At 57.0% G+C, this 26,748-nt stretch carries 23 protein-coding genes; 8 read left to right on the top strand and 15 right to left on the bottom strand.

Features of this window, described 5'->3' with window-relative positions; translation table 11 throughout:
* The first annotated feature begins 8 nt into the window (after positions 1–8).
* Complete coding sequence (locus NQ842_RS14125; protein ID WP_014831682.1) at positions 9–455, top strand: hypothetical protein; 447 nt, start codon at positions 9–11, stop codon at positions 453–455.
* A 46-nt stretch (positions 456–501) separates the two neighbouring features.
* Here NQ842_RS14125 and NQ842_RS14120 read toward each other — a convergent pair whose 3' ends face one another.
* The gene (locus NQ842_RS14120; RefSeq protein WP_229764270.1) at positions 502–1,905 is read right to left on the bottom strand and encodes a PLP-dependent aminotransferase family protein; all 1,404 of its coding nucleotides are present in this window, start codon (positions 1,903–1,905) and stop codon (positions 502–504) included.
* A gap of 134 nt (positions 1,906–2,039) precedes the next feature.
* Here NQ842_RS14120 and NQ842_RS14115 point away from each other — a divergent pair, with 134 nt between their 5' ends.
* Complete coding sequence (locus NQ842_RS14115; RefSeq protein WP_257255999.1) at positions 2,040–2,807, top strand: arylamine N-acetyltransferase; 768 nt, start codon at positions 2,040–2,042, stop codon at positions 2,805–2,807.
* A gap of 34 nt (positions 2,808–2,841) precedes the next feature.
* Here NQ842_RS14115 and NQ842_RS14110 read toward each other — a convergent pair whose 3' ends face one another.
* The 4 genes from NQ842_RS14110 to NQ842_RS14095 all read right to left on the bottom strand — a co-directional run bounded on the left by NQ842_RS14110 (position 2,842) and on the right by NQ842_RS14095 (position 9,028).
* The gene (locus NQ842_RS14110) at positions 2,842–5,916 is read right to left on the bottom strand and encodes an efflux RND transporter permease subunit (protein WP_257255998.1); all 3,075 of its coding nucleotides are present in this window, start codon (positions 5,914–5,916) and stop codon (positions 2,842–2,844) included.
* Entirely contained in the window at positions 5,913–7,061 is a 1,149-nt protein-coding gene (locus NQ842_RS14105) for an efflux RND transporter periplasmic adaptor subunit (RefSeq protein WP_257255997.1), read from the bottom strand. The genes NQ842_RS14110 and NQ842_RS14105 overlap by 4 nt, the downstream gene beginning before the upstream one ends.
* 78 nt (positions 7,062–7,139) lie before the next feature.
* The gene (locus tag NQ842_RS14100; RefSeq protein WP_014831687.1) at positions 7,140–8,336 is read right to left on the bottom strand and encodes a cell wall metabolism sensor histidine kinase WalK; all 1,197 of its coding nucleotides are present in this window, start codon (positions 8,334–8,336) and stop codon (positions 7,140–7,142) included.
* Positions 8,333–9,028 carry a response regulator gene (locus NQ842_RS14095; protein WP_014831688.1) on the bottom strand — a complete coding sequence of 232 codons (696 nt, stop codon included), beginning with the start codon at positions 9,026–9,028 and terminating at the stop codon, positions 8,333–8,335. Before NQ842_RS14095 ends, NQ842_RS14100 begins: the two co-directional genes overlap by 4 nt.
* Before the next feature lie 90 nt (positions 9,029–9,118).
* On the opposite strand from NQ842_RS14095, the gene NQ842_RS14090 reads away from it, so the two are divergent.
* Complete coding sequence (locus NQ842_RS14090) at positions 9,119–9,907, top strand: MipA/OmpV family protein (RefSeq protein WP_257255996.1); 789 nt, start codon at positions 9,119–9,121, stop codon at positions 9,905–9,907.
* A gap of 146 nt (positions 9,908–10,053) precedes the next feature.
* Here NQ842_RS14090 and yajD read toward each other — a convergent pair whose 3' ends face one another.
* On the bottom strand, positions 10,054–10,401 hold the full coding sequence (yajD, locus tag NQ842_RS14085) for an HNH nuclease YajD (RefSeq protein ID WP_014169845.1): 348 nt from the start codon (positions 10,399–10,401) through the stop codon (positions 10,054–10,056).
* Between the two features lie 178 nt (positions 10,402–10,579).
* Here yajD and NQ842_RS14080 point away from each other — a divergent pair, with 178 nt between their 5' ends.
* Positions 10,580–11,605, top strand: coding sequence for an LLM class flavin-dependent oxidoreductase (locus tag NQ842_RS14080; RefSeq protein WP_014831690.1), 1,026 nt, complete (start codon positions 10,580–10,582; stop codon positions 11,603–11,605).
* 17 nt (positions 11,606–11,622) lie between these two features.
* Here NQ842_RS14080 and NQ842_RS14075 read toward each other — a convergent pair whose 3' ends face one another.
* Positions 11,623–12,660, bottom strand: coding sequence for an AI-2E family transporter (locus tag NQ842_RS14075; protein WP_014831691.1), 1,038 nt, complete (start codon positions 12,658–12,660; stop codon positions 11,623–11,625).
* A gap of 419 nt (positions 12,661–13,079) precedes the next feature.
* Between NQ842_RS14075 and mdtJ the strand changes: the two genes are divergently transcribed.
* From mdtJ to NQ842_RS14060, 3 genes are all read left to right on the top strand, one after another.
* Complete coding sequence (gene mdtJ, locus NQ842_RS14070) at positions 13,080–13,442, top strand: multidrug/spermidine efflux SMR transporter subunit MdtJ (protein WP_014831692.1); 363 nt, start codon at positions 13,080–13,082, stop codon at positions 13,440–13,442.
* A complete protein-coding gene (mdtI, locus tag NQ842_RS14065) occupies positions 13,429–13,758 on the top strand; it encodes a multidrug/spermidine efflux SMR transporter subunit MdtI (RefSeq protein WP_014831693.1) in 330 nt (109 codons plus the stop codon). Before mdtJ ends, mdtI begins: the two co-directional genes overlap by 14 nt.
* Before the next feature lie 82 nt (positions 13,759–13,840).
* Complete coding sequence (locus NQ842_RS14060; RefSeq protein WP_046887940.1) at positions 13,841–16,003, top strand: bifunctional diguanylate cyclase/phosphodiesterase; 2,163 nt, start codon at positions 13,841–13,843, stop codon at positions 16,001–16,003.
* A gap of 1 nt (position 16,004) precedes the next feature.
* Here the strand turns inward: NQ842_RS14060 and NQ842_RS14055 are convergent, their stop codons facing one another.
* From NQ842_RS14055 to puuD, 8 genes are all read right to left on the bottom strand, one after another.
* The gene (locus NQ842_RS14055) at positions 16,005–16,826 is read right to left on the bottom strand and encodes a serine protease (protein WP_047362089.1); all 822 of its coding nucleotides are present in this window, start codon (positions 16,824–16,826) and stop codon (positions 16,005–16,007) included.
* A 276-nt stretch (positions 16,827–17,102) separates the two neighbouring features.
* Positions 17,103–17,495, bottom strand: a complete 393-nt coding sequence (gene asr / locus NQ842_RS14050) for an acid resistance repetitive basic protein Asr (protein WP_047362088.1) — start codon at positions 17,493–17,495, stop codon at positions 17,103–17,105.
* Between the two features lie 149 nt (positions 17,496–17,644).
* Complete coding sequence (locus NQ842_RS14045; protein ID WP_257255995.1) at positions 17,645–19,132, bottom strand: carboxypeptidase M32; 1,488 nt, start codon at positions 19,130–19,132, stop codon at positions 17,645–17,647.
* Positions 19,133–19,282: 150 nt separating this feature from the next.
* A complete protein-coding gene (gene puuE, locus NQ842_RS14040) occupies positions 19,283–20,554 on the bottom strand; it encodes a 4-aminobutyrate transaminase (protein WP_163280939.1) in 1,272 nt (423 codons plus the stop codon).
* 25 nt (positions 20,555–20,579) lie between these two features.
* Entirely contained in the window at positions 20,580–21,860 is a 1,281-nt protein-coding gene (locus NQ842_RS14035; RefSeq protein ID WP_046887944.1) for an FAD-binding oxidoreductase, read from the bottom strand.
* On the bottom strand, positions 21,857–23,350 hold the full coding sequence (puuC, locus tag NQ842_RS14030; RefSeq protein WP_257255994.1) for an aldehyde dehydrogenase PuuC: 1,494 nt from the start codon (positions 23,348–23,350) through the stop codon (positions 21,857–21,859). The genes NQ842_RS14035 and puuC overlap by 4 nt, the downstream gene beginning before the upstream one ends.
* 157 nt (positions 23,351–23,507) lie before the next feature.
* Positions 23,508–24,065: an HTH-type transcriptional regulator PuuR gene (gene puuR, locus NQ842_RS14025; RefSeq protein ID WP_013096835.1), complete on the bottom strand. Its 558-nt coding sequence runs from the start codon at positions 24,063–24,065 to the stop codon at positions 23,508–23,510.
* Between the two features lie 25 nt (positions 24,066–24,090).
* Positions 24,091–24,855 (bottom strand): gamma-glutamyl-gamma-aminobutyrate hydrolase, encoded by a 765-nt coding sequence (gene puuD / locus NQ842_RS14020; protein ID WP_014831700.1) that lies wholly within the window; start codon positions 24,853–24,855, stop codon positions 24,091–24,093.
* A 214-nt stretch (positions 24,856–25,069) separates the two neighbouring features.
* On the opposite strand from puuD, the gene NQ842_RS14015 reads away from it, so the two are divergent.
* Positions 25,070–26,488 (top strand): glutamine synthetase family protein, encoded by a 1,419-nt coding sequence (locus NQ842_RS14015; RefSeq protein ID WP_014831701.1) that lies wholly within the window; start codon positions 25,070–25,072, stop codon positions 26,486–26,488.
* Positions 26,489–26,748 lie beyond the last annotated feature (260 nt).

Here is a 26,748-nt window from a genome sequence, read left to right as displayed (position 1 = left end):
TGGTGAATATGCGGGAAGCAATCAGCGTTTTATTAATGGCTCTGCCGGTTATTGGGTTATGTCTGGTGATAAGGAATGGAGTGAGGTCATTTCGCCAGCCAAAACGCATCGTTTCAGATGCCCATGGTAAGAAGAAAATATCCACTAACCCGTGGTTTTTTGATTGTTTTTCCCGCAAGGTTTATTTTTATGATGAGCGCTATTTTTATGAAATTCAGAAGGATAGAACCACTCAGATTGAACTGGCCAGGATAGTAAACATTAAGCCGGGATCGACGATGGTTAATAATCGTCGGATCTGGTCAGTAATCTATGTTGAAAACGGAAGGGAAAAACAGGTGCAGTTTTACCCGAACGTAACGATGTTTAATCATAATTTCTCTGCTTTTTTGATAGCGGTAAAAAACGCCAATCCACACGCCGATATTAAAAATCTTTCCGTTTTCAATTTCTGAATGCCACCATGCGGTATGCAGAGACGATCAAGCCAGTCAGTAACCATTAACGCATCGACGCTCTGAACGCGGTACCCGCCAGCTCGTGACAAATCGCGCCGATCTGTTCCACAGCGTTGAGCAACTGGGGCGTGGGTTCATTCGCGCAATTTAAGCGCAGGAAGTTCATCAGCTCCGCCCCCGGGGAAAACAGCGGGCCAGGGCTGACGCCAATGCCCAGCGCCAGCGCGCGACGATGCACCTCCAGCGCATTGACCTGGTGTGGAAGTTCAACCCACAGCAAGAAACCGGCGGCGGGGGCGGTAATACGCGTACCCGGCGGGAAGCACGCCTCCACCCGCGCGGTAACGGCCTGTATCCCTTCGGCGATGCGAACTTTCAACCGTCGAAGATGGCGATCGTAGTCACCACTGGCGAGTATTTCGCTCGTCGCGGCTTCAATTAACGGTGCGCCTGCCCACTCCCCGGCCATGCGGGCCTGTAAGACCTGCGTGTGGTAACGTCCGGCGGCAATCCACCCGATACGCCAGCCTGGCGCAAGGGTTTTGGACAATGAGCTACAGTAGAGCACATTCCCGCTCTGGTCGAAGGCCTTGCAGGCCGGAGGCCGTTGGCCTTCACCCACCAGGTCCCCATAAACATCGTCCTCAATAAGAGGGATGCCCGCCTCTTCAAGCAGGGCAACCAGCTCCTGTTTACCAGCGACGGACATGCTGGCGCCGAGCGGATTTTGCACCGTGGGCGAGGCCAGCACAGCCGCGGGACGGTGACAGCGAATGGCCTCAGCCAGCGGTGCCAGTAACAGGCCTTCGACGGGATCGGTTGGGATCTGCAACGCCTTCAGACCTAAATCCTCCAGCAGCAGTAGCGTGCCGAAGTAAGCGGGGGACTCAATCGCCACCACATCACCCGGCTGGCACACGGCCCGCAAAGCCAGACGCAGCGCCTGCGTTGCACCCGCGGTGATGACCAGATCGACTGCACCAAAATGGGCTCCCCACTGTGCCGCGCGTGCGGCGACCCTGTTGCGCAGATCCACTCGCCCCGGCGGCAGGCTGTAGCTCTGACCGTGTGCTTCCAGACGACGGCTGGCCGCATGAAGCGCGCGATGCAACGTATCTCCCGGTAGCCAGGTGGGGTCGGGCAGTGCGGCCCCCAGTGGCACCAGGCGCGCTTCTGCGCGACTGAAAAGCGAGCGGGCGATGGCTGACATGGTCACCGGTACCGGGCCGGGAGGCGTGTGGGATGATGGCTCGTTCTGTGGCACGCGGGGCTGGTGGACGTAATAGCCCGAACGCGGACGGGCAACAATCAGGCCTTCGGCCTCGAGGCAACGAAGGGCTTCGAGGGCCGTCGGGAGGCTAACGTGCTCGCGCTCTGCCAGTTTACGCGCGGAGATCATCCGGTCACCGGGTCGCAATGCACCTGAAGCCAGGGTAAGGCGCAGCATCTCTGCAATCCGGCGGTAATGGGGGGACGGGACGGACATGGGATCTGTACAGTCTGATTTTCGATAAAACTGACTATACAGCCAATGCGGAGCGCCATCTATAGTGTCCGGCATGTTCAGGACAAGGAGGCACTATGCACAGCGACAACTTTGATATTTCTACCTATTTCAAACGCATAAACTATACCGGGCCAGCGGCGGCCGATACCGCCACCCTGCATGCGCTGATGCGTCATCAGCTCTTTGCGGTCCCTTTTGAAAATCTGGACGTACAGGCAGGCAAAATGGTCTCGCTGGTACCCGAAGAGATTGTCGATAAGATCCTGCATCAGGGGCGCGGCGGCTATTGCTACGAGGTCAACGGGCTGTTTGCCATGGCGCTGGCGGCGTTAGGCATTTCCTGGCGTTTTGTGGCGGCGCGCCCCATGTTCTACCCGGCACGTCGCCCAAAAACCCATATGGCGGTGGTGGCGGAGGTGGAGGGCCGTCAGTGGCTCTGCGACCTCGGGTTTGGCAGCTATGGCATCCGTGCGCCGATGGCCCTCGACATGCTTGATGTCGATATCGGACAAGATTTCGACACCTTCCGCCTTACCCGTCACGCAAGGGGCGAGTACCTGCTCCAGGCGAAGGTGGAGGGGGCGTGGGCTAATCAATACGGTTTTGATCTCTCTGTTCAGGAATGGGTTGATTTCATTCCGGCCAACTACCTGAATTCAACCCATCCTGACGCCATCTTTGTGCAGAAGCGAGTGGTCGTGCAGCATCACCCCGAAGGACGCCAGATCCTGCTGGGCAATATGCTGAAGACCATCACCGCAAATGGCACAAAGACACAGCAACTGGCGGAAGAGGATATTGCTGAGGTCCTGAGAACCCGTTTTGCGCTGACGGCCGCGTAACGGACCGGGGGGATCTCTTGCGCACAGACCGGGTCTATACGTTGCGCCGGTTGCGTAAAGCGTCCCCCCACTGTAATAACAGACTGAACGACGCGGGCAGTACCGTGAGTGTGACCAGCGTCGCGACCAGCAACCCCCCGATAATGGCATACGCCATCGGTCCCCAGAATACCTGGTGCGAGATGGGGATCATGCCCAGAATGGCGGCACAGGCGGTCAGACAGATAGGTCTGGCCCGGTGCTCTGCGGCTGCAATAATGGCGGCATCGTTCGTCATCCCCTGAGCCAGATTGCTGTCAGCTTCGCCGATCAGGATCACCGCGTTACGAATGATCATGCCCGCCAGCGCGATCACGCCCAGCAGGGCGACGAACCCCATCGGTGTTCCGCCCGGCAGCATCGCCAGAACGATGCCCGGTAAGCCAAACGGGGCCATGAACAGCGCCAGAAACATCCGTGAATAGCGTCGTAGCTGAAGCATCAGCAATAACAACATAATGACCAGCGTCACCGGAAGAACGGTAAAGACAGACCGGTTTCCTTTATCGGACTCCGCAACCGCGCCGCCTTCCTCAATACGGTAGCCCGCAGGCAATCGGGCACGCAGTTTATCCACCACCGGGCGCAGCGCGGCGGAGACGACCTCGGCTCTGAGCCCCGGCGTAAGGTCAGTTTGCACGGTGATAAACGGCAGGCGCTGACGACGCCAGACAACCGGATCGTCCACACCCCAGACCGGCGTTGCGACAGCACTGAGCGGAATTTTTTTGCCATCGTTCCCCTCAACGGTCAGCGACGACAGTGTGGCCAGATTAAGACGTTCACTGTCTCTGGCGCGGAGCACCACATCCACCAGCCGGTCATTATCGCGTATCGAGGTCACGACGCTGCCGGACCAGACCGTATTCAGCGTCCGGGCCAGACTTTCTGACGACACGCCCGCAGCCCGGGCCGCCGTCTGATTCACCGCAAGGGTAATTACTCTCTCCGGTTCACCGGCGGTCTGGTTGACTTCACGTGTGAGCGGTGACCGGCCAATCACGTCCGTCAGGTGATTCGCCAGCGCCCGAACCTTCACATAGTCCGGCCCGCTAACCCGGTATTTGATGGGCCAGCCGACCGGGGGCCCGAGCTCCAGGGGCGATACGCGCGTGATAATGTCGCTAAATTGCGTCGCCAGTATCTTGTTCAGCTGTGCGTGCAGACGGTCGCGGGCGGTGAGGCTTTTCGCGACCACCACCAACTGGGCACTGTTTTCATTCTCCAGCAGCACATCCATTGGCAGATAAAAACGGATGGCGCCCGATCCCACGTATGTTGAGTAATGATCGATATTGCTATTACCTGCCAGCGCCTTTTCCAGCTTTTCGGCCTCTCTTTGCGTTTCCGGCTGTGAGGCGTTGGCCGGAAGCGTCAGGCTCACCAGCAGCTCTGGTCTGTCGGACGCGGGGAAAAACTCGCCCTGCATAAACGTCGTCCCGTACAGGGACAAACCCAGTGCGGCAAGGGCGCAAAGCACGGTGGCGAGTCGGTGGCGCAAAACCTTGCGCAGCAGCCAGTGATAGCCGCGTGCGAGCCGCCCCGGGCCGGAGGTATGATGCCTGATGTTCTCCGGCAGCAGCCATGTTCCGGTCAGCGGTGAAAACAGGATCGCGACCACCCATGAACACAGCAGGGCAATCAGCACGACCGCAAACAGAGAAAAGCAGTATTCACCCGCGCTGGATGCCGCAAAGCCGACCGGAATAAATCCGGCGATCATCACCAGGGTGCCGGTGAGCATCGGGAATGCCGTCGTGGTGAATGCCCGGGTTGCCGCCTGCCGACGGGAATCGCCAGCCTCCAGACGAGAAACCATGGTTTCCACGGTGATCATGGCGTCATCCACCAGCAGACCCAGCGCAATAATCAGTGCCCCGAGCGAGATGCGCTGCAGGCCAATCCCGGCCAGCATCATTCCGGCGAAGGTCATGGCCAGAACCAGCGGGATTGCCGCAGCCACAACCAGCCCCGCCCGTAGCCCCAGAGAGACAAATGAAACGGCCAGGACGATCACCACCGCTTCAGTAAGAACCCTGATAAAACCCCTCACCGCGTCGCTGACCACCGCGGATTGATCGGCGACTTTCACCATCTCGATACCGTGCGGCAGCCCGGCGCTGAGGGCGGCCACTCGTTGATTCAATGCGGCGCCAAAACGCAGCATATTGCCTGTCGGCGCCATTGAAATCGCCAGCCCGATAGCCGGTTTTCCGTTGACGCGGAACGCCGGCGAGGGCGGCTCGGCGTTTTCCCGGGTGAGGGTGGCAATGTCGGTCAGGGGAAGATAACGATTGTTAATATGCAGCGTGACCGCGCGTAAACTCTCCTCTGAGGTGAGCGCACCGCTGACGCGGAGTGCGATGTTCTCCTGCCCCGTGCGCATGATGCCCGCCGGGACGACGGCATTCTGCGCCCTGAGCGCCTCTGCAACCTGCTGAATATCCAGACCCATCCCCGCCAGACGGGCCGGGGAAAAGGCCAGAACCATCTGTTCCTGCTGTTCACCCAGCAGGGTGGTTTTGCCTATATCCGGCAGGGACATCAGCTCCCGACGCAGTGTCTCCACCCGATCCCGAACCTCCCGCAGGGAATAGCCTTCGGGGATAAAGCCATAAATCGTGCCGAACGTGTCGTCAAATTCATCGTTGACGGCAGGGCCCTGAACACCTTCTGGCAGGGACGGGGCGATATCCTGCATTTTCTTCCGCACCTGGTACCAGATATCCGGCACCGTTTGCGGCGGCGTGTCATCGCGCAGATTGACATGTATAACGGTACGTCCAGCCCGGGTTTCGCTTTCGATATAATCAAGCCAGGGGACCTCCTGTAATTTTTTCTCAAGCGTATCCGTCAGCAGACGGGTCGTGTCCGCTTCCGATGCCCCCGGCCACTGCGCGGAGACCACGGCCGTTTTGATGGTAAACGCCGGATCTTCGTTGCGCGGCAGGCGCTCGTAACAGAACACGCCCATCGCCATGACTAACAGCATAAAGAAACTGACCATCTGCTGATTTTTAAGCGCCCAGGCGGAGAGGTTAACTGTCTCTTTTGTTCTTCTCATGTTCATGGCTGCTCCTCTCCGGCAATCACCGGTTCGCCTGAGCGTAATTTGCTCACGCCAGCCGTAATCACTCTGTCACCGGGCGCAAGACCGGAGGCGATGATGACGGAGGAGGCTGTGTAACGTGCCGGCACAACCACGCGCAGTTGCGCCTGAGATTGCTGGTTGATCACAAACACAGCGGGCCTGTCTGCGTAACGACTCAGTGCCGAGGCCGGAAGGACGTAACCGCACGCGGCACTGGAGGGCAGGGTTACGGTGACGCTGGCGCCCAGAGCCATGGCGGCGGGCGGGTTGTTCAGAGTGGCGCGGACACGCCAGGTACGGGTCAGGGGATCGGCCTGAGGCGTGATATCGCGTAACACCGCTGAAGCATTGACTGTCGGGTCGCTCAGCAAGGCGATGCGGAATTGAGCTTTATCCGGTGAGGGGATCTCATCGGGCGCGGCAACATCAAACACCACATCGCGGGCTTCACCGGTCGCCAGCGTCAGCACCGACTGGCCTGCGCTGACAATCTGGCCCGCAGAGGCGCTGACCGCGGTAATGATGCCCTCCTTCGGCGAGAGAAGGCGGGTCCAGCCCAGGCTTTCCCGGGCGTTGCGCAGTGCCGCCTCGCTACTTTTCAGACGCGCGCTGGCGACAAGCCAGTCTGCACGGGCAGTGTCGAGTTGCGTGCGGGCTATCGCGCCGGTGGGCATCAGCGTTTGCATTCTGTTGACGTTGAGCGCGGCAACCTGCGCTGAGGCTTTGGCACCCTCATAGTCAGCGGTGGCGGCGTCGAGCTGATTTTGTCCGGTGGTATTGTCGAGGGTCGCCAGCAGTTGCCCGGCGGTAACCCGATCGCCAATATCGACAACGCGCGTGAGGATCCTGCCCCCGACACGGAAACTCAGCGTCGTCTCATCATGGGCATGGATCTCACCGGTTCTTTCCAGTGCCGGCAGCGTTTTCGCTGAACCCACCACACTGTAGCGTACCGCCCGCACGGGGGGCGGCGTGTTTTCGTGTTTATCGCCGCAGCCGGTTAGCGGGAAAATAACCAGAGCAAGTATCACCAGGGGAATAAAGTGCAGCCAGGAAAGGGTGCGCGCCACGCTGTATACATGATGCAGACTGTGGCGGAGGGAGAGAATGAATTCGTCTGACATAACGCCGCTCCAGAAAAGGGATGGCGTTATTTAATCGGCTGTTCATCGAGAAAGATTCGATGTTGTGTCAAGGGTTTATCAAGAACGGGAATTTTCCTCGTCATAAGCGCGCCAGGGCAACTGGATGCGCACCACAAGTCCTCCGGTATCCGGCAATGACGCGTGAATACTTCCCCCATGCGCCTGGCAAATCGCCTGGGCAATAGATAAACCGAGGCCGCTGCCGCCGGAGTGGCGGGCGCGAGACTGTTCCTCGCGGCTAAATCGCTTAAACATGTCCGGTAAAAAGTGCTTTGATACACCCGGACCGTCATCGGCGAATTCGAGGGTGTAATGCCCCCTGGCATAATGCAGGGACACCTCCAGATGGCCTCCCTCGCGTCCGTAGCGGAGTGAATTTTCCATGAGGATCGTAAACACTTGTCCCATACGGAACGCATCGCCTCTGAAAGGGCAGGCGCGCGGGTTACGCAACGTTATCGTAAAATTATGCGCATCGGCCTGCGGGGTGATCCAGTCTGCCCGCTCCTGAATCAGCTCATCCAGACGCAATGGCCGTTCTTCAAGTACAAGATTCCCCGCATCAGCCAAAGAGAGAAGATGCAATTCATCGGTCAGCCGGTTGAGGTGCTGGAGCTGTTTCATCACCATCCCCAGTTGCTCCGGGCTGGCGTCAAACACACCGTCCATCATACCCTGCAGACGTCCAATGGCTGCCGTCAGGGGAGAGCGCAGCTCATGTGCCATGGCAACGTGCGAGGCGCGCAGCTCCTTTTCATAGCGAGCCAGTTGTCCGGTCATGGTATTAAAGTCAGCTGCAAAGCTGATCATTTCTGCAGGCGCATCTTTCACCAGCTCGGCCTGTCGGCCAAACTGTCCATCGGCCACATCTTTGGCCGCATCCCGAAGACAGCTGAACTGCAGCGCCAGAGGACGTGCGTGCTTAAGCCCCATCACCACGATGAAGGGGATCATCACCAGCACCAGCAGAGCCACGGTGACCCAGTCAGCCGAGGCGATGGACGGAGTGGAGTAACTGAGCCCCCACCAGCTGTCTACAATATCGTGAAAGCGGGCCGGGTTTGACTGCGGATTCTGGCTGAGCGTGAGAAACTCCTGCCGGACCGCTGCGGGCATTTTGCCCATTATCCAGTAGTTCTGCACGGCGTAGCGCAGCCACATGCAGGCTGCAATAACGATCACGCTGCCAATCGCCAGCGCCAGGATGCGCGCGCAAATCCAGCGCCAGAGGGAGGAATGACGGGTCTTTATCATGGCTGTCTGAACCTGTAACCCACGCCGCGAACGTTAACCAGCACGCCGGAAATACCCGCGGCTTCGAGTTTTTTACGCAGGTTATAAATATGGGTATCCACCACCCGCTCCAGGGCCTCGCTTTCCGGCAAACAGTGCTCCAGTAAATATTGACGGGAAAAAGGACGCGAAGGTGAACGCATTAGCGTGGTCAGTAGCGAGAATTCCGTTGGGGTCAGATCCAGTACCCGTGGCGTGTTGTCATCGTTGACGATACTCGCCACGATGGCCGTGACATCCACCTCCAGCGTCTGCCAGCGAAGGATCTCTTCTTCGCGCGTGTTTTTGTTACTCCGGCGCAGCACCGCCTGCACCCGTGCCACGACTTCACCTGGATGATAGGGTTTAACGACATAGTCATCAGCCCCGTATCTCAACGCGCCGATGCGATCGGGCGTATCGCCCATAGCCGTCACCATGATAACGGGCACGTCGCTTTTGCGACGCAGGCTGGCCAGCACCTCCGTTCCGTTGAGTCCAGGAAGCATGACATCCAGCAAGACAAGATCGGGTTTCCAGCGTTGCGCCATCTCCAGTCCGGCCAGCCCGTCCCCCGTGACGGTCACATCGTAATTTTCACGGCGTAAATAGGCTTCAAGTACGCCAGCCGCATCGGCATCATCTTCAATAATCAGCACTCTTCTGGACAACATCTGTTCACCTTGACCGTTTCTTAACACTATCCCGACTATTCATTGATTTAGCCAAATCATACTGCGCACAACGTAGAAGTGGAGACCAGTATGATAGCGAGAAAAAAAGCCCTGTATATGACCGTTCCGTTTCTGATGACGGCAGCATCCGGCGTACACGCCGATGAGGCACAAACGTCTTCCGACTATTTGACGATTGGGGCAGGAGGACGCTATGCGCCTCGTTATTCAGGCTCTGACAAGCAGGTATGGCAAGGGGTTCCTGTTTTACAGGGGCGCAAAGGCGCATTCTTTATTGATGCGCAGAAAGGCATTGGATATGACCTGCAAAATGACAGCGGCGTGTACCTTGAACATACGCTGGGTTACGACCTGGGGAGGGCGGACGAAAACGCCAGCTGGCGCGAGGGAGCGAATAATCTGAAAGGGATGGGGGAGATCGATACCAGCCTGAATACCGGGCTGGCAGTCGGCTGGCAAATCACTTCCTGGCTCAGCGTGGAAGGCAAAGCGACCCTGCCTGTAACGGACAGTCAGGGGGTAAACTACCAGGCCTCTGTCACGCTGATCCCTCTGCAAAACAGTCAGGACACGATTGTTTTTCAGTCTGCATCCCTGTTTGGCGACAGCCGTTACATGAATACCTGGTATGGCGTCAGTCAGCAGCAGAGTCTGCGCGCCGGCTATAGCCGTTATTCAGCGCCCGGTGGATTCTACGGTATAGACAACAGCCTGACATGGAGCCATCAGCTCGATGCCCACTGGGGCACGCTGCTGAGCGCTGACTACACCTGGCTTGGGGAGCATGCGAATAACAGCCCAATCGTATCGCGACGTCAGGAAGGCGCTGTCACCGCCGCCATCACCTGGACATTCTAGCGTGGAGCTGAAAGATGCGGTCTTCCTCGGCGTCGCCGGGGCAATGATAACGGCCATCTATGTCATTACCTGGTACGTCTATGTATACGGGTGAACAGAGCTGGCCGGAGGGGGAGAAGCGGCGAGACAAGAAAAAACCAGGAAGATTATTTCTTCTTGTTCATCATCGCTTTCAAATCAGCAAACGGATTAAAGGTGGCGACACCCATATCTTTTTGCGCGTCTTCTCCCGCGACAACGGTGGTGCCGTACTGGTCTGCTTCGGTGTACTTCGAGTGTTCATGATCGTGGCAAAACAGGCATAACAGCTCCCAGTTACTGCCATCTTCCGGGTTGTTAGTATGGTCGTGATCGATATGGTGGACCGTGAGTTCACGGAGGTTGGAATAGACAAATTCCCGTGAGCAGCGCCCACAGACCCATGGGTAAATTTTTAACGCTTTTTCACGATAGCCGCTTTCCAGCCGCGCGTAGTTTTTAGGGATCAGAGCCATTGCCGGTTTTACCTGCGAGGAAAAGAGTGAGCGAAATTATATCCCATTATGGAACGTCATGGCGATCTGCGCAGTTCAGTCAATTTATTTGAAGCATTCCGTTAAATAAACGGCATTTATTGTTGCCCGGTAATGCGTAAAGTAGAGGAAACGCATCACATTCTCAGGATTACCTGTTATGAAAAAGATCGGATTTTTATCATTTGGTCACTGGACGCCGTCGCCGCAGTCCGGTACCCGAACCGCAGCGGACACGCTGCTGCAGTCCATCGATCTGGCCGTAGCGGCTGAAGAGCTGGGCGCAGATGGCGCGTATTTCCGCGTACACCACTTTGCTCGCCAGCTGAGCTCGCCGTTCCCCTTGCTGGCGGCGATAGGCGCAAAAACCAAAACCATCGAAATCGGTACCGGCGTGATTGACATGCGGTATGAAAACCCGATGTACATGGCGGAGGACGCCGGGGCGGCGGATCTGATCTCCGGTGGGCGTTTGCAGCTGGGCATTAGCCGCGGCTCGCCGGAGCAGGTGATTGATGGCTGGCGTCACTTTGGCTATGTCCCGCAGGAAGGGGAAAACGAAGCGGATATGGCGCGTCGTCATACCGAGGTGCTGCTTGAGGTGCTGCGCGGAGAAGGGTTTGCGAAACCAAATCCGCAACCGATGTTCCCGAACCCGCCGGGTCTGCTGCGCCTGGAGCCACATTCTGAAGGTTTACGCGACCGCATCTGGTGGGGGGCGGGTTCAAATGCAACGGCGGTCTGGGCCGCAAAACTGGGCATGAACCTGCAAAGCTCAACGCTGAAAGACGATGAAACCGGTGAGCCGTTCCATATTCAGCAGGCAAAACAGATCCGCGCGTATCGTCAGGCCTGGGCAGAGGCGGGCCATACCCGTCAGCCGCGCGTGTCGGTTAGCCGCAGTATCTTCGCCCTGATGGACGATCGTGACCGGATGTATTTCGGGGCCAGCCGCAACGACAGCGATAGCGTGGGTTATCTGGATGAAAAAACGCGGGCGATTTTCGGACGCAGCTATGCGGCGGAGCCCGATAAGCTGGTTGAACAGCTGAAGCAGGATGAAGCGATCGCCGAAGCGGATACCCTGTTACTGACCGTGCCGAATCAGCTTGGCGTGGACTACAACGCGCATGTGATTGAGTCGATCCTCAAACATGTAGCGCCAGCGATGGGCTGGCGCGAATAGTTTAAGTAACGGGTTGCTCAGCCTCTGTGGCTCATATCGCTCAGCAGTACGGCGATACTTTGTCCGCCCGCCGTCTGCTCAAGCGCAATCTTGACGATGATGGTCAGCGGAACGGAGAGCAGCATGCCGACGGGGCCGAGCAGCCAACCCCAGAATATCAGGGATAAAAACACCACCAGCGTGGAAAGCCCGAGCCCGCGCCCCATCATGCGCGGCTCAAGAATATTTCCGAAGACCAGGTTAATCACCAGATAACCGGCCAGCAGAACCAGTGCATCATACAAGCCACTGAAAACCAGCACCTGAAGAATAGGCGGGATGGCCGCCAGCACGGAACCGATGTTGGGAATATAGTTGAGCGCAAAGGCGAGCAGCCCCCAGACGAAGGCAAACCGTACATCCAGCGCAACCAGCATCCCCCAGACAACAAACCCGGTGACGAGGCTGATCGCCGTTTTCAGCACCAGATAGCGGGAGACGCTGTCCAGCGCGCGCTGAATGGCTCCCATTCCTTCCACCGGCCGAACCATGATCTGCTGCAGTTTGGCAGGCAGTTGCGGCACCTCCAGCAGCATAAACACCACGGTTAAAAACAGCAGGAAAATAGAGGTCATGGCGTTAGAGAGTTGCGCCAGCAGGCTGGTGACCAGGGTCATGGCCGCGTTGGGATCGATATACTTCAGCAACTCCTCAACGGAGACCTCAATGCCCGCGCGCTGCAGCCAGGGCTCAATCTGCAACAGCGGTATCACCAGCGACGAGCGGTATTTCGGCAACGTGCGTGCCAGCTCATTGAGGGACGTGCCCAGATAAGCGACCAGCAGCACCATGGCGATAATGATGATGCTGATAAGCAGGGTGATCGCCAGCACGCGCGGTATGCGTAGCCGTACCATGCGCTGAACCAGCGGGTTAAGGATCACCGCAATAAACAGCGCCAGAATAAAAGGCACGATAATATCGGCGGCAAAACGAACGCCCGTCAGGATGATCACCAGCATGCCAAGCATGATGACAATCTTAAGGCCGTTCAGGGTAATGATGGGTTTAGCCATGGCGGTTCCTGAATATTTTTTATTAATGATAAATGCGAATGGCATTTAAATAAACTAACCAAAATCAAACGAGCTCAGTAAAGAATTGAAAAGACTTTGAGTAAAATCCTGACTTATGGTACAAATTCAGCGTGTTCAACTACCGAGGACAATTTTGATCCGCAAAGACGAGAAGCAACACCGCGGATAATTGTAATTTTATGGACAATTTGTTCAGGACGTATTCTTCAAACCACACTGCTGTATTTTCCACCTCTTTCTGCCTTCTGTCTGCTGAGCAACACTGGCGCAACGCGCTATAGTCACGTCTTCTGCCTGAGCTGGCGCTACGCGCTTAGCTATCTGATTTAATTTCTTTTTTTCTGGTTTGCTGTTCGCAGCGAGCCGCGATGGATTATATTCTCAAGCAGGAGAAAAACATGTTTTACTGGATTTTATTAGCCCTGGCTATTCTCGCTGAAATTACCGGCACGCTGTCTATGAAATGGGCAAGCGTCAGCGATGGCAACACCGGTTTTATTTTAATGCTGGTGATGATTTCACTTTCCTATATTTTCCTCTCGTTTGCGGTGAAGAAAATCGCGCTGGGGGTAGCCTATGCCCTCTGGGAAGGTATCGGTATTTTGTTGATTACGCTGTTCAGCGTTTTGTTATTTGACGAAACATTATCAACAATGAAAATTGCCGGATTGACGACGCTGGTTGTCGGGATTGTGCTGATTAAATCGGGTACACGTAAACCGACAAAACAGCAGAAGGAGCAGACCCATGCAACAGTTTGAATGGATCCACGCGGCCTGGCTGGGGTTCGCCATTGTTCTGGAAATTCTGGCGAACGTCTTTCTGAAATTCTCTGATGGTTTCCGCCGTAAAATTTACGGCCTGATGTCGATTGCTGCCGTACTGGGTGCGTTTAGCGCCCTGTCGCAGGCGGTAAAAGGTATCGATCTGTCAGTGGCGTACGCATTATGGGGCGGTTTTGGTATAGCCGCGACCCTGGCAGCAGGTTGGATACTCTTCGGCCAACGATTAAATAATAAAGGCTGGATCGGTCTGGCACTGCTGCTGGCCGGCATGATTATGATAAAACTCGCCTGATAAAATAGAGCCATCATCTTCAGGCGGCGAAATTCGCCGCCTGTATTACGCTTAGAAAAGCAAAACATGAAGAGGATGGCTGATGTATCGCACATTAAGCTGGCGCAATATTCCCACCGCGAGAACGTTGTTTGCCATGATCTTCATGGCGGGGATCGGCTTAATCATCTCCATCGTCGCGCTGCTCTACCTTTCCCTGCATCTTATCAGCACCAAAACCAACGAGATTGATGAACACCGCTCGGCGCTATCCGTAAAGGGGGCTATTCAGACCTCAGTCAACCGGGTCTCCTCGCTGGTCATTGATAACGCGGTCTGGGACGACGCGGTTCGTGAGGCCTACCGCCCAACGCTCAATACCGAATGGTTGTATAACACCTGGGGCGCCGGCTTTAAGATCGACAACCTTTATGATGGCACCTTCGTGCTGGATGAACACTTCAACGTTATCTGGGGCTCGTTTCAGAGCCAGCCCTTCACCGAGACGACGCTCGACTTTTTTGGCCAGGGCCTGAAAGCGCTGATTGACCAGCACCGGCGTGCGTTATCCAGCGATAAAAATATCTACGCCGGGATCACTCAGACACGCCACGGTGTGGCGTTTATCGGCATTGGGCTGATTCGCCCGATGGTCGGGCGATTACAGGTTCACGATGGCACGCGCCGCTATCTGGTGATTACTCGCCACCTTAACGGCAAAATATTATCCGATCTGGGAACGACCTTTCAGATTGATAACCTTAACTATAGCCCTGACAAAATCAGCGCTCTGAGCCTGCCGCTGCGCAGTTCAGCAGGAGAGTTACTGGGGTATATCAACTGGCAGGCACGCCTGCCGGGCGCGGAGGCTGCCCGGGCGGCCTCATCCGATATCACGCAGATTGTGGTGTTAGCGTCGGGGTTGATCCTGCTGTTCATTCTGGTGAGCAGCATCGGCCTGTACAAACTGGCCCGGGGTGAGAGCCAGGCGCGACTGGTGGCGAGAACGGACTGGTTAAGCCATTTGCCGAACCGACGCGCGTTAATCGAGGCGCTGGAACAGGTGAGTTTACGCGGTGATATTGATGTAAAAAGCGTGGTGTTTGTCGATCTGGATGGTTTTAAGGATGTGAACGATATCTACGGTCACGACGTGGGGGACGATTTGATCGTGGCGATTGCGAAGGCGCTGAGTGCCCGCGTTCCGCCAGGGGGAATGCTGGCGCGAATGGGTGGCGATGAATTTGCCATGACCGTGGGGGGCGACCATGCGGAAACCCTTGCCACCGCGTTTGCCAATGCCGTGCTGGACTTCCTCAACGCCCCCATACGGCTGGGCGATCGCACCATTCATATTGGTGCGAGCATCGGTATTGCCAGCGGCACCCTGATTGAATGCAGCAGTTCTGAACTGTTTCGCCGTGCGGATATCGCCATGTATCACGCCAAAGTGACCGGAAAAGGGCGTATTACCCACTACGACGCGGAGCTGAACAGTGCCCGTGAACGTCAACTGGCGATTGAAAATGAGATCCGTAACGGGCTGGAGCAGGACGAGTTTGAGGTCTGGTATCAGCCGATCATCGACGCGCGTAGCCAGAAAATGAGCGGTGTTGAAGCGCTGGTGCGCTGGCCGCGTCGTCCGGGCGGCGAGATTGGCCCGGACACTTTTATCTCCATCGCCGAGACCAGCGGCCTGATTTACAAACTGGGTCAGTTTGTTTTGCATCGGGCCTGTCGGGACATGGCGCCTTTCAGCGAGTTAAAACTCTCCGTTAACATCTCGCCCGCGCAGTTTCGCGATCCTGAATTCGAAGACAAGGTTGCCCAGGTGCTGGAGACCACCCGTTTCCCGGCCAATCGACTGCAGCTTGAGGTCACGGAAACCTATGTGCTGGAAAATCCGGAGCGCGCCCGCATGGCCATCGCCAACCTGAAAGCACTGGGAACGGCGGTAGCGCTGGATGACTTTGGCACAGGCTATTCGAGCATTGGCTATTTGCGGCGTTTTAATTTTGACACCATCAAGATCGACAAATCTCTTGCCGGGCTGGTGGATGACGATGAACAGGCCGCCGCACTGGTGAGTGGAACAGTGCGCATCGCCAATGCCCTGGGCATGGCAGTGGTCGCGGAAGGGGTGGAAAACGAAAAACAGATGAAATTGCTGCGGCTGGCTGGCTGCGATCAGTTGCAGGGCTTCTGGTTTAGCCAGCCAATGCCGATTGAGTCAATTGTGGCGTTACGTCAGGTCAAACAGTGCTGATTTACTGTTGCGCCAGCGCATCCAGCTTGTCACGAAAACCGGTCACAGAGAGAGCACGGTTATCTGCGCGCCATCGATCTTTGGCCGCCGGGGCCGAGCTCTGCACGCCAATCAGCTGCCAGCCGTTTTCCGTTTTCAACATCAGCGGTGAGCCGCTGTCGCCCGGTAACGTATCACACTGGTGCGAGAGCACGCTGTTTTGCGCCCAGCCGGTCACAATGCAGTCGGTATGGGTGTAGAGCGTATCCAGATGATCAACCGGGTAACCGGATTGCGTCACCTTGCGATCGACGGCTTTCAGCGCGGCGGTCAGTGCGGCTTTATCCCCGTCAAAGAGCGGGAGCGGGGTAATACCTGAAGGCGGGTAGCGCAAAATGATGAGACCGAAATCCCAGGAGGCCGCAGCGGGCGGGACTATCCAGCCGTCGCCGTCCGGTTTCAGGCGCTTACCCAGCGAAGGGTCAACCCGGCCTTCAATACCGTGAATTTCATAGCGCCACATCCCTTTCTGAGACACAAATCGCAGTACCACGGCTTTGTCGGGTTTGCCGTCCGGCGGCGTCAACAGGCAATGGCCTGCGGTCAGGGCAAGCTCAGGGGTAATCAACGTGGCGGTGCATAAGTTACCGCTGGCGGTTTCCAGTTGCCCGATGGCATCCCACGGGGCCTGGGTAGGATCGGCGACACGCGTACGATCATCATGACCGAAAAACAGCGTTTTAAGCTCTTTCGCGCTAATGGTGTCATCATCGCCATCATCCGCATGCGCGAATCCAGAAAAAAGAGCAAACGTTCCCAGTAATAACACAACAGATTTACGCATATCACACTCTGGTGGGGGTAATTATGATTATTAAAAGTGAACCCTATGAAAATACTATAGACGGGACAGCGCTAAAGTGGGAGTAAAATCAGCGTGCTACGATCAGGAAAGATAAAACTGGCTTGCGATGAGCGCGCATAAAATAAGCAGGATAAGGATCAACTCAAACCGATAGCGTCGCAGCATACGCCCTCCGGATAAAAAAACGGCGCTGTATTGAAAGGTTCAGCGCCGGTTTACCAACGTGCCCCGAAGGGCACGGTTTAGCTTGTACTCTTACGCAGCTGGCTGAGCAGCTGGTTTAGCAGCTTCGTGTTTTACTGCTTTTTTGTGATGCTTTTTAGCAGCCTGAGCTTTCTGCTCTACAGCGGGTTTCGTCGCTTTTTTGTGGTGCTTTTTCGCGGCCTGTGCTTTCTGCTCAACAGCCGGTTTAGCGGCGTCTTGTTTTACGGCTTTTTTATGGTGCTTTTTAGCCGCCTGCGCTTTTTGCTCTGCAGCAGGTTTAGCGGCTTTGTGATGTTTCTTGTGGTGTACCGCTTTTGCCGGAGCAGCGGTGGTGGTTGCAGCTGGTGCAGCGGCAGCTGGAGCAGTTGCAGTAGTCTCAGCAGCGAACGCAGCAGAAGACAGACCCATAGCAGCGGCAACAACCAGAGCTAATACTTTATTCATGTTCATACCCTCGAATTTGGTTTTTCATTTAACCCCACTGCGGGGCCGTTGAAATAACTATATCCCTGTAAATTCGGGGTTTCCGTGAGTGATTGGTATCGGCGTGTAACCGTTTGTACAACGCCGGGGGCGTTCCCCGGCGTGGGTCATTACAGGTAACGCGAGGTCAGGTGTTCACGGAAGTAGCGGATATTCAGATCTTCTCCCGTCGCCTGGGTGATCAGCTGTGACGTGGTAAACCGGCTGCCGTGTTGCCAGACGTTCTGGCGCAGCCAGTCAAACAGGGCCGACAGATCTCCCTCCGCGATAGACGCCTGCAGACCCGGCAGCGCCGTTTTCGCAGCGTGGAACAGCTGCGCAGCGTACATCGCCCCCAGCGTATAAGACGGGAAGTAACCGAATCCGCCGTCGGTCCAGTGGATATCCTGCATACAGCCGTTGCGGTAGTTGTCTTTGGTGGATAACCCGAGCCAGGCCTGCATTTTCTCATCCCACAGGGCCGGAATGTCGTCGACCTCGATATCGCCATTGATCAGCGCCCGCTCAATCTCATAGCGCAGCACCACGTGTGCCGGGTAGCTCACTTCGTCTGCATCGACGCGGATATAGCCCGGCTTCACGCGCTGGTTCCAGGCGATAAAGTTCTCTTCGCTAAACGCCGCCTGGCTACCAAAACGGGCATGAACGGCAGGGAGGAGATGTTTCAGGAACGCCTCGCTGCGGCCAAGCTGCATCTCAAAGAACAGACTCTGGGATTCGTGGATTGCCGTTGAACGTGCCAGGGCAACGGGCTGACCGGCCCACGCGCGCGGCAGGTTCTGTTCGTAGCGCGCGTGTCCGGTTTCGTGGATCACACCAAACAGGGCGCTGAGGAGTTCATCTTCGTCATAACGTGTGGTAATGCGCACATCTTCCGGCACGCCGCCGCAGAACGGGTGTGCGCTCACGTCCAGACGACCACCGTTAAAATCGAAGCCGAGCATCTTCATGGCTTCCAGCCCCAGCTCACGCTGCGTTGCCGTCGGGAAAGGTCCCTGCGGCGGGACGAACGACTGCTTTGCCTGTTTTTCGACCACATTTACCAGCAGATCCGGCAGCCACGACTTCATATCAGCAAAGAGCACGTCCAGGCGCGCGCTGGTCATGTCCGGCTCAAAAATATCGAGCAGCGCGTCGTAAGGTGAGCAACCTTTGGCATCCGCGCGCAGACGCGCCTCTTCGCGGCTCAGTTTGACCACCTCTTTCAGGTTGGCGGAAAAACCCTGCCAGTCGTTGGCCGGACGCTGGGTACGCCAGGCGTGTTCACACTTGCTGCCCGCCAGCGATTTGGCTTCCACCAGCGATTCCGGCAGCAGCGAGGCCTGTTGATATTGACGCGTCATTTCGCGCAGGTTGGCCTGTTCGACATCGTTCAGATCTTCATCTGCCGCCGCAGCCAGCAGGTCGCCCACTTTTTTGTCGGTGAGGATCTGGTGCTGCAGGACGCTCATCTCCGCCAGCGCTTCACCGCGCGCGGCGCTGCCGCCGGGCGGCATCATGGTGAACATGTCCCAGCTGGCGATGGAGGAGAGGTGCGAGAAGCGGGAGAGACGCTGGAAGGTTTTCACAAGTGACTGATAGGCGGATATTTTTTGCAATTCTTATTTCCTCTTGCCAGGGATGTGTTTCAGGGAGCATACAATGAAACAGACCAAATTCCCCAACATTTCCCACCCGGAGGAAATCTGTGCCGATCTCCTGCGTTGAAACCGTCGCCGGCATGCCGGCAGACGGTTTTCGGTGGGCGCTTAGGCCTTATCACGCATAACCTGCTGCAGGATCCCCAGCGCCTGGGTGAACTGGGCATCCGGAATGGTCAGCGGATAAAGGAAGCGGATCACGTTGCCATACTGGCCGCAGATCAATAACAGCAGGCCCTGGGCAAGTGCCTTTTGCTGGATCGCCTGCGCGATGGCGGCCGACGGTTGACGGCTCTCGGGATCAAAAAACTCCGCCGCAATCATCGATCCTCTTCCCCTTATCGCCACGAGCGCAGGGAAGGTGCCCTGAATCTCTTCCAGGGTGGCTTTCAGTCGATCGCCCAGATGCCGGGCGCGGGCGCACAGTGACTCGTTGTCGATAATATTCAGCACCGCGTGCGCGGCGGCCACCGCCAGCGGGTTGCCTGCATAGGTCCCCCCCAGACCGCCGGGCGCCGGCGCGTCCATGATTTCGGCGCGGCCCACCACGCCGGACAGCGGCATCCCGCCTGCCAGGCTTTTCGCCATCGTCATCAGGTCGGGCTTGTCCGCGTAGTGTTCCATGGCAAACAGTTTACCCGTACGGGCGAAGCCGCTCTGCACTTCGTCGGCAATCATCACGATCCCGTGTTCATCACAGATACGGCGGATGGCGGCCACCAGCTCTGGCGGGGCGACGTTGAACCCGCCTTCACCCTGGATGGGTTCAAAAATAATCGCCGCCACCTGTGTCGCCTCAATATCTGCTTTGAACAGGCGTTCTATCGCCGTGATGGCATCCTGCGTCGTAATGCCGTGCAGCTCCGAGGGATACGGCACGTGATACACCGACCCCGGGAAGGGGCCAAATCCCAGCTTATAAGGCGCGACCTTGCCGGTTAACGCCATGGTCATATAGGTTCGGCCGTGAAAGCCTCCTCCGAAGGCAATCACGCCCGGTCTGCCGGTGTGGGCCCGGGCGATTTTAATGGCATTTTCCACCGCTTCCGCGCCCGTTGTGAAGAATGCCGTTTTGGCCGGACTCTGCACCGGAGCCAGCTCGTTAAGTTTTTCGGCTAATGAAACGTAGCTTTCATACGGCACAATCTGGTAGGCCGTGTGGGTGAACTGGTGAAGCTGTTTTTCCACTGCAGCCACCAGTTCAGGATGACGATGGCCGGTATTCAGTACCGCGATCCCGGCGGCGAAATCAATATAGTCGTTGCCTTCCACGTCGGTAAGCGTGGCATTCTCCGCCGTGCGGGCAAAGAAATTACACATTACGCCTACACCGCGCGGGGTAGCAGAAAGTCTGCGCTGATGAAATTCCTGGTTACTCATGTCAGATACCCTTTTGTCGAAACGCTCATACGCCAAGACGATCGCGCAGGCTGTAATACGCCGCGCCCATCGCCGTGAATGGAATCCGCAGGCTGCGACCGCCCGGGAAGGGGTAGTGCGGGAGGTTGGCAAACGCATCAAAGCGCTCAGCGTCACCGCGCAACAGTTCCGAGATCAGCCGTCCGGCCAGGTGGGTGCAGGTCACGCCGTGGCCGCTGTAGCCCTGCATGTAATAGATGTTTTTATCCAGACGACCAAATTGCGGCATGCGGGACAGGGTCAGCAGGAAGTTGCCCGTCCAGCGGTAGTCGATTTTGACGCCTGCCAGCTGAGGGAAGGTTTTCAGCAGCTTTGGCATCACCAGGCGCTCGACATCGTCCGGATCGCGCGCGCCATAGACGACGCCACCGCCGTACAGCAGACGGTTGTCGGCGGTAAGACGGTAGTAATCCAGCAGGTAGTTACAATCTTCCACGCAGTAGTTATTGGGGATCAGCGTGCGGACGACCGCTTCCGGCAGCGGGGCGGTGGTCACGACCTGGGTGCCGCAGGGCATGCTGCGCTTTGCCAGGTCCGGTTCTATCTTATCGCCCAGGTAGGCATTCCCGGCGACGATCACGTAGCGGGCCGTCACCTGGCCATGCTGCGTGCTCACCACGGCCGGGCTGGTGTGCTGAATGGCGGTCACCGGGGACTGTTCATACACCCGCCCGCCGTTCAGGCGAATCGCGTCCGCTTCGCCGATCGCCAGGTTCAGTGGATGAATATGCCCCCCGCTGCGGTCCAGCAGCGCGCCGGTATAGCGTTCGCTGTCGACTTCCCGGCGGATGGCACTGGCGTCCAGCAACTCCAGTTGTGTGTTGCCGTAGCGTTCCCAGTTGGCTTTTTGCTCCTCCAGCGTCTCGAGTTGCTTATGGTTTAGCGCCACAAACAGCCCGCCGGGACGATAGTCGCACTGGATCTGATAGCGCTGGATACGCTCCCGGATGATCTCCCCGCCTTCAAACATCATGCTCCCGAGGACTCTGGCGGCATCGGGTCCGTAGTTTTTCTCAATCACGTCGATATCGCGGCTGTAGGAGTTAACCAGCTGGCCGCCGTTGCGTCCGCTGGCGCCAAAGCCGATGCGCGCCCCTTCAAGGAGCACCACGTCGTAGCCCATTTCGGCGAGATGCAGCGCGGAGGAGAGGCCGGTATAGCCGCCGCCCACCACGCACACGTCACAGCTGATCGACTCGTTAAGCGTCGGGAAAGGTTCGTAAGCGTTCGCGCTGGCCGCGTAGTAGCTGGTGGTATGTTCGGTCATGATTGAGACTCCAGGGCAATCCAGATGGTTTTCAGTTCGGTAAATTTTTCCAGCGCGTGCAGGGACTTATCGCGACCGTTGCCGCTCTGCTTATAGCCGCCAAAGGGTACGGTCATATCGCCGTCGTTATAGTTATTGACGAAGACCGAGCCTGCTTTCAGGCGGCGGCTCATGCGGTGCGCGCGGGAAAGATCGCGGGTCCATACCGCCGCGCCAAGCCCATATTCACTGTCGTTGGCCAGCGTTAAGGCTTCTTCTTCAGTTTTAAAACGGGTGACGACCAGCACCGGCCCGAAAATCTCTTCCCGGCACAGCGGGGAGGCAGGGTCGATGTCGACAAAAATGGTGGGACCGACTGCGGAAGGCCATGCTTGTTCCCGCCCGTCCAGCAGCAGCGTACCTTTTCGGGTTCCCTCGCGAATAAACGTGTGGACGGTATCGGCATGCGCAGCGTCGATGAGCATGCCCATCGTGCTGTCAGGGTCGAGCGGATCGCCCGGCTGCCAGTGACGGGCCTGCGCTTTCAGCTTTGCCAGGACGTCATCGGCGATGCTGTCTTCGAGCAGCAGGCGGGTTCCGGCGATACAGACTTGCCCCTGGTTATAAAAAATCCCGGCGGCGGTCGCGCTCACGGCTTTGTCCAGGTCCGGACAGTCGGCAAAGATAATGTTGGCGCTCTTGCCGCCTGCCTCCAGCCAGACGCGCTTCATGTTGCTTTCTCCCGCGTCCTTCAACAGCTGCTTGCCGGTACGGGTAGAGCCGGTAAACGTCAGCACTTCGACTTCAGGATGCAGTGCCAGCGCCTGGCCCGCTTCGTGTCCGTAACCGCTTATCACATTCAGCACGCCGTCCGGCAGGCCCGCCTCTTTCGCCAGCCCGGCCAGCCGCAGGGCGGTGAGCGGCGATTTCTCCGACGGTTTCAATACCACGCTGTTGCCCGCGATCAGTGCCGGGCCCAGCTTCCAGCAGGCCAGCAGCAGCGGGAAGTTCCAGGGAACGATGGCCGCGACCACCCCGATCGGCTCGCGCACGATCATCGCCAGTTCGCCCGGCCCCGTAGGCGCCACTTCGCCGTAGACTTTATCCGCCGCTTCGGCGTACCAGCGAATGGCGCGCGCCGCGCCGGGAATATCGTCGCGCAGGCTGTGGCGGATGGGTTTACCGGTGTCCAGTGTTTCCAGTAAGGCCAGCTCTTCGCTGTGGCGTTCCATTAAATCGGCGAGCTTATTGAGCACGGCCTTTCGCCGCGCCGGAGACGCCTGCGACCAGTCACCGCGCTCAAATACCTCACGCGCCGCCTGAACTGCACGGTCCACGTCCGCCTGCTTGCCCCGGGCCACGTTCGCCAGCGTCTGTTGGGTCGCGGGATTGACGGTTTCAAACGTGGTATTATCGGCGGCGTCACAATAGGCACCGTTAATAAATAACCGGGTCTCAATGGCGCTGTTTTTTGCTTTATCCTGCCAGTAAGTCAGGTGCTGAAAATGCATATTCACTCCTTTCTTTCGCAATCAGATAAATAAGGTCATGGCCGTTTCAGGCAATACGAAGCCGTGAGGCATCCCGGGAATTAACCCGTTGAATGCCGACATTGATCGTTTTTATTTGTCCCGGCGTAAGCGCACTTACGCCGGGACTGAGTGGTAATTAGAACGTGGTGGGGGTGTGGGCACTGATAATGCGGCAGATGCCTGCCGAGGTGTTGCTGAAGCTGTGCGGTATGCCGGTATTAATGGCATAGCTTTGCCCCGCAACCAGGTGATATGGCTGGCCATTAATGGTCAGCACTATTTCACCTTCCAGTATCGTACCGATCTCCTCACCCTGGTGTTTGATCCTCTCTCCGGTCGTGGTTCCTGGCTGGTAAGTTTCAAAAATCATCGCCAGCGTACGGTTCGGATTTCCGTTATGAACCAGCTTCATCGAAACCCCCTGACTGCCTATTTCGATAAGGTCTTCCTGATTAATAACCACCTGCGGTTCATCAGGTTTTTCCGGTTCCGAAAAGAATTCCGAGAGCGACAGCCCATAAACTTTCAGCAGCTTTTGCAGCGTACTGATGGCAGGACTGACTTTGTCCTGCTCAATGGTGCTGATGGCACTGTGTGTTAACCCAGACAGTTCGGCGGCACGCCGCTGCGAGAGACCCAATTGCTGGCGGATCTCAGACAGACGTTTCCCTGGCGCCAGTCCGTCATCGCTCATAGTTGCATTTCCTTTACGGTAGTGGTCAAAGCCGTTGCTTCTCGGCAATGTGGCTTTGACAGGCGGTGATAAAACCTTCAAACAACATGCGTGACAGGGCGTACTCGCTGCTGTTCCATTCGGGGTGCCATTGCACACCGAGGGCAAAAGGGTGGTCATGAACGCTGACCGCTTCGACCAGCCCGTCCGTCGAGCGGGCCTCCACGCGGAGCCGTGGTCCTAACGTTCGTGCACCTTGCCCGTGTAACGAGTTTACCCAAAATGTGTTACAGCCTGGTATTAATTGAGACAGCAGTCCTCCCTCCTGAACCTGAACTTCATGAGACGGGGCGTATTGTAGCTCAACCGGCAGTTCAGGATCTTCCCGGTGCTCAAGCAGGTCGTTCTGCTCGAACAGGCGGCGATACAGCGTCCCTCCCGTGGCAACAACCATTTCCTGCAGCCCCCGGCAGATGGCGAAAATGGGGATGCGCCTTTCGAGCGCGGCAGCAATCAGCGCCATACTCAGAAGATCTCGCCCGGGATCGGCGTCAGGCTCATCGCCGTTTTCACCATAAAGGTGCGGCTGCACGTTACTTGGGCTGCCCGGCAGGTAAATTCCGTCCAGGGTTGGCAGCAGAGCGGTAATAAGCTCTGGCTCTGCCAGCGCATGCGGTAAGGCAACAGGTAAGCCCCCCGCGTTAATAATGGCATTCAGGTACTTTTCTTGCAGGGTCTGGGTCTCATGACCCTTAAGCCTGTTTCTGCACATCACCACGCCAATAACTGGCTTGTTCATTATATTTTCCATGATCGCCCTCACAAAGTGGACTAAATTTAGGCCATTCTCGCCTATGAAACGGCCTTTTCGTTCAATATTTTCTCAATCTAGCAACGGGATCTGCCTTTTGCAAACTTAATTTAACATTTGACAAACATTTTGTTTGCATACAGATTCGATAGGGTGGACATTATATTTGACAGTCCAGAGCAGCGAACACAAATCCCAAAAACGGTGGTAAATCATGGAAACCAATATCGTAGAAGTTGAGAACTTTGTGCAGCACACGGATGAGAGGCGGGGCAGCGCCTTTACGCAGGAAGTGAAGCGCTATTTAGAAAAGTATCCTGACACCCAGTTTATTGATGTCCTCCTGACCGACCTGAACGGCTGTTTTCGCGGCAAACGCATCCCGGTTGCCGGACTGAGCAAACTTGAAAAAGGCTGCTATTTCCCGGCATCGGTTTTCGCCATGGATATTTTGGGGAACGTTGTGGAAGAGGCAGGGCTGGGCCAGGAGCTTGGCGAGCCGGACTGTATCTGCGTGCCGGTGCCGGGCACCCTGACACCGTCCGCCGCCGACCCGGAATACATTGGTCAGGTGCAGCTCACCATGGTCGATGAAGATGGCGCTCCCTTTGACGTTGAGCCGCGGAACGTACTCAACCGACTCTGGCAGCAACTGCGCCAGCGCGGCCTGTTCCCCGTGGTAGCGGTAGAGCTGGAGTTCTATTTACTTGACCGTAAACGCGATGCCGACGGCTATCTGCAGCCACCCTGCGCGCCGGGCACCGACGTGCGTAACACGCAGAGTCAGGTCTACTCGGTTGATAATCTCAACCACTTTGCTGACGTGCTGAATGACATTGACGAACTGGCGCAGTTGCAGTTGATCCCCGCCGACGGGGCAGTGGCTGAAGCCTCCCCGGGCCAGTTTGAGATCAACCTGCACCATACGGAAAACGTGCTGGATGCCTGCGATGATGCGCTGGCGCTAAAACGTCTCGTCAGGCAGATGGCGGAAAAACACAAGATGCACGCCACGTTTATGGCAAAGCCGTATGAAGAACATGCGGGCAGTGGAATGCATATCCACATCAGCATGCAAAACAACAGAGGCGAAAACGTGTTCGCAGACGCCAGCGGTGAGGATTCCGCGCTGCTGAAACGTGCGCTGGCCGGGATGATCGATCTGATGCCAGCGTCCATGGCGCTGCTGGCGCCGAACGTCAACTCCTACCGCCGTTTCCAGCCGGGAATGTACGTGCCGACCCAGGCGTCATGGGGACACAATAATCGCACGGTTGCCCTGCGTATCCCCTGCGGCGATCGCCATAACCATCGGGTCGAATACCGGGTGGCGGGAGCAGACGCGAATCCGTATCTGGTGATGGCGGCGATTTTTGCCGGCATTTTACATGGGCTGGATAACGATTTACCCCTGCAGGAAGAAGTGGAAGGCAATGGCCTGGAGCAGGACGGACTGCCGTTCCCGATTCGTCAGAGCGATGCGCTGTGGGAGTTTATGCAAAACGATCACCTTCGCGAGCGACTGGGCGAACGTTTCTGCCACGTCTACCACGCCTGCAAACATGATGAATTGCTGCAGTTCGAACGCCTGATTACCGAAACTGAAATTGAGTGGATGCTGAAAAACGCCTGATGACGTGCCCCGGTTAGGGGCCGCTTTGTTTCATCGCATACGTATCACCAAACGGCCTGCGCGGAGCCTGGCCGAACTGTTCGCTGGCATGCCAGCTATCTCCCGGGAGTCGCGTTATGGAGCGCAGGCGGCACAGGGATTTTCTTAACGACACTGTGTGACGAGGTAGGAAATGATGCAGATGTTCAACTATCCGCAGGGCGAAGGGGGCCAGTCAGGCGCCTGCTGTGAGTGCGAGCGAGAGACGCTGCGCTGGTACG

It is taken from the genome of Enterobacter cloacae complex sp. R_G8 (assembly GCF_024599795.1).
Classification (GTDB): Bacteria; Pseudomonadota; Gammaproteobacteria; order Enterobacterales; family Enterobacteriaceae; genus Enterobacter; species Enterobacter dissolvens.
This window is presented reverse-complemented; position numbering and strand designations above follow the sequence as displayed.

Bases quoted from the DNA above. Each gene is read 5' to 3' on its own strand.
- NQ842_RS14090 (WP_257255996.1), top strand. From the start codon at position 9,119: ATGATAGCGAGAAAAAAAGCCCTGTATATGACCGTTCCGTTTCTGATG.
- NQ842_RS14035 (WP_046887944.1), bottom strand. From the start codon at position 21,860: ATGACCGAACATACCACCAGCTACTACGCGGCCAGCGCGAACGCTTAC.
- puuR (WP_013096835.1), bottom strand. From the start codon at position 24,065: ATGAGCGATGACGGACTGGCGCCAGGGAAACGTCTGTCTGAGATCCGC.
- NQ842_RS14060 (WP_046887940.1), top strand. From the start codon at position 13,841: ATGTATCGCACATTAAGCTGGCGCAATATTCCCACCGCGAGAACGTTG.
- puuE (WP_163280939.1), bottom strand. From the start codon at position 20,554: ATGAGTAACCAGGAATTTCATCAGCGCAGACTTTCTGCTACCCCGCGC.
- yajD (WP_014169845.1), bottom strand. From the start codon at position 10,401: ATGGCTCTGATCCCTAAAAACTACGCGCGGCTGGAAAGCGGCTATCGT.
- NQ842_RS14125 (WP_014831682.1), top strand. From the start codon at position 9: ATGCGGGAAGCAATCAGCGTTTTATTAATGGCTCTGCCGGTTATTGGG.
- NQ842_RS14080 (WP_014831690.1), top strand. From the start codon at position 10,580: ATGAAAAAGATCGGATTTTTATCATTTGGTCACTGGACGCCGTCGCCG.
- NQ842_RS14075 (WP_014831691.1), bottom strand. From the start codon at position 12,660: ATGGCTAAACCCATCATTACCCTGAACGGCCTTAAGATTGTCATCATG.
- NQ842_RS14110 (WP_257255998.1), bottom strand. From the start codon at position 5,916: ATGAACATGAGAAGAACAAAAGAGACAGTTAACCTCTCCGCCTGGGCG.
- NQ842_RS14115 (WP_257255999.1), top strand. From the start codon at position 2,040: ATGCACAGCGACAACTTTGATATTTCTACCTATTTCAAACGCATAAAC.
- NQ842_RS14015 (WP_014831701.1), top strand. From the start codon at position 25,070: ATGGAAACCAATATCGTAGAAGTTGAGAACTTTGTGCAGCACACGGAT.
- NQ842_RS14100 (WP_014831687.1), bottom strand. From the start codon at position 8,336: ATGATAAAGACCCGTCATTCCTCCCTCTGGCGCTGGATTTGCGCGCGC.
- mdtI (WP_014831693.1), top strand. From the start codon at position 13,429: ATGCAACAGTTTGAATGGATCCACGCGGCCTGGCTGGGGTTCGCCATT.
- puuD (WP_014831700.1), bottom strand. From the start codon at position 24,855: ATGGAAAATATAATGAACAAGCCAGTTATTGGCGTGGTGATGTGCAGA.
- asr (WP_047362088.1), bottom strand. From the start codon at position 17,495: ATGAATAAAGTATTAGCTCTGGTTGTTGCCGCTGCTATGGGTCTGTCT.
- mdtJ (WP_014831692.1), top strand. From the start codon at position 13,080: ATGTTTTACTGGATTTTATTAGCCCTGGCTATTCTCGCTGAAATTACC.
- NQ842_RS14055 (WP_047362089.1), bottom strand. From the start codon at position 16,826: ATGCGTAAATCTGTTGTGTTATTACTGGGAACGTTTGCTCTTTTTTCT.
- NQ842_RS14105 (WP_257255997.1), bottom strand. From the start codon at position 7,061: ATGTCAGACGAATTCATTCTCTCCCTCCGCCACAGTCTGCATCATGTA.
- NQ842_RS14095 (WP_014831688.1), bottom strand. From the start codon at position 9,028: ATGTTGTCCAGAAGAGTGCTGATTATTGAAGATGATGCCGATGCGGCT.
- puuC (WP_257255994.1), bottom strand. From the start codon at position 23,350: ATGCATTTTCAGCACCTGACTTACTGGCAGGATAAAGCAAAAAACAGC.
- NQ842_RS14120 (WP_229764270.1), bottom strand. From the start codon at position 1,905: ATGCTGCGCCTTACCCTGGCTTCAGGTGCATTGCGACCCGGTGACCGG.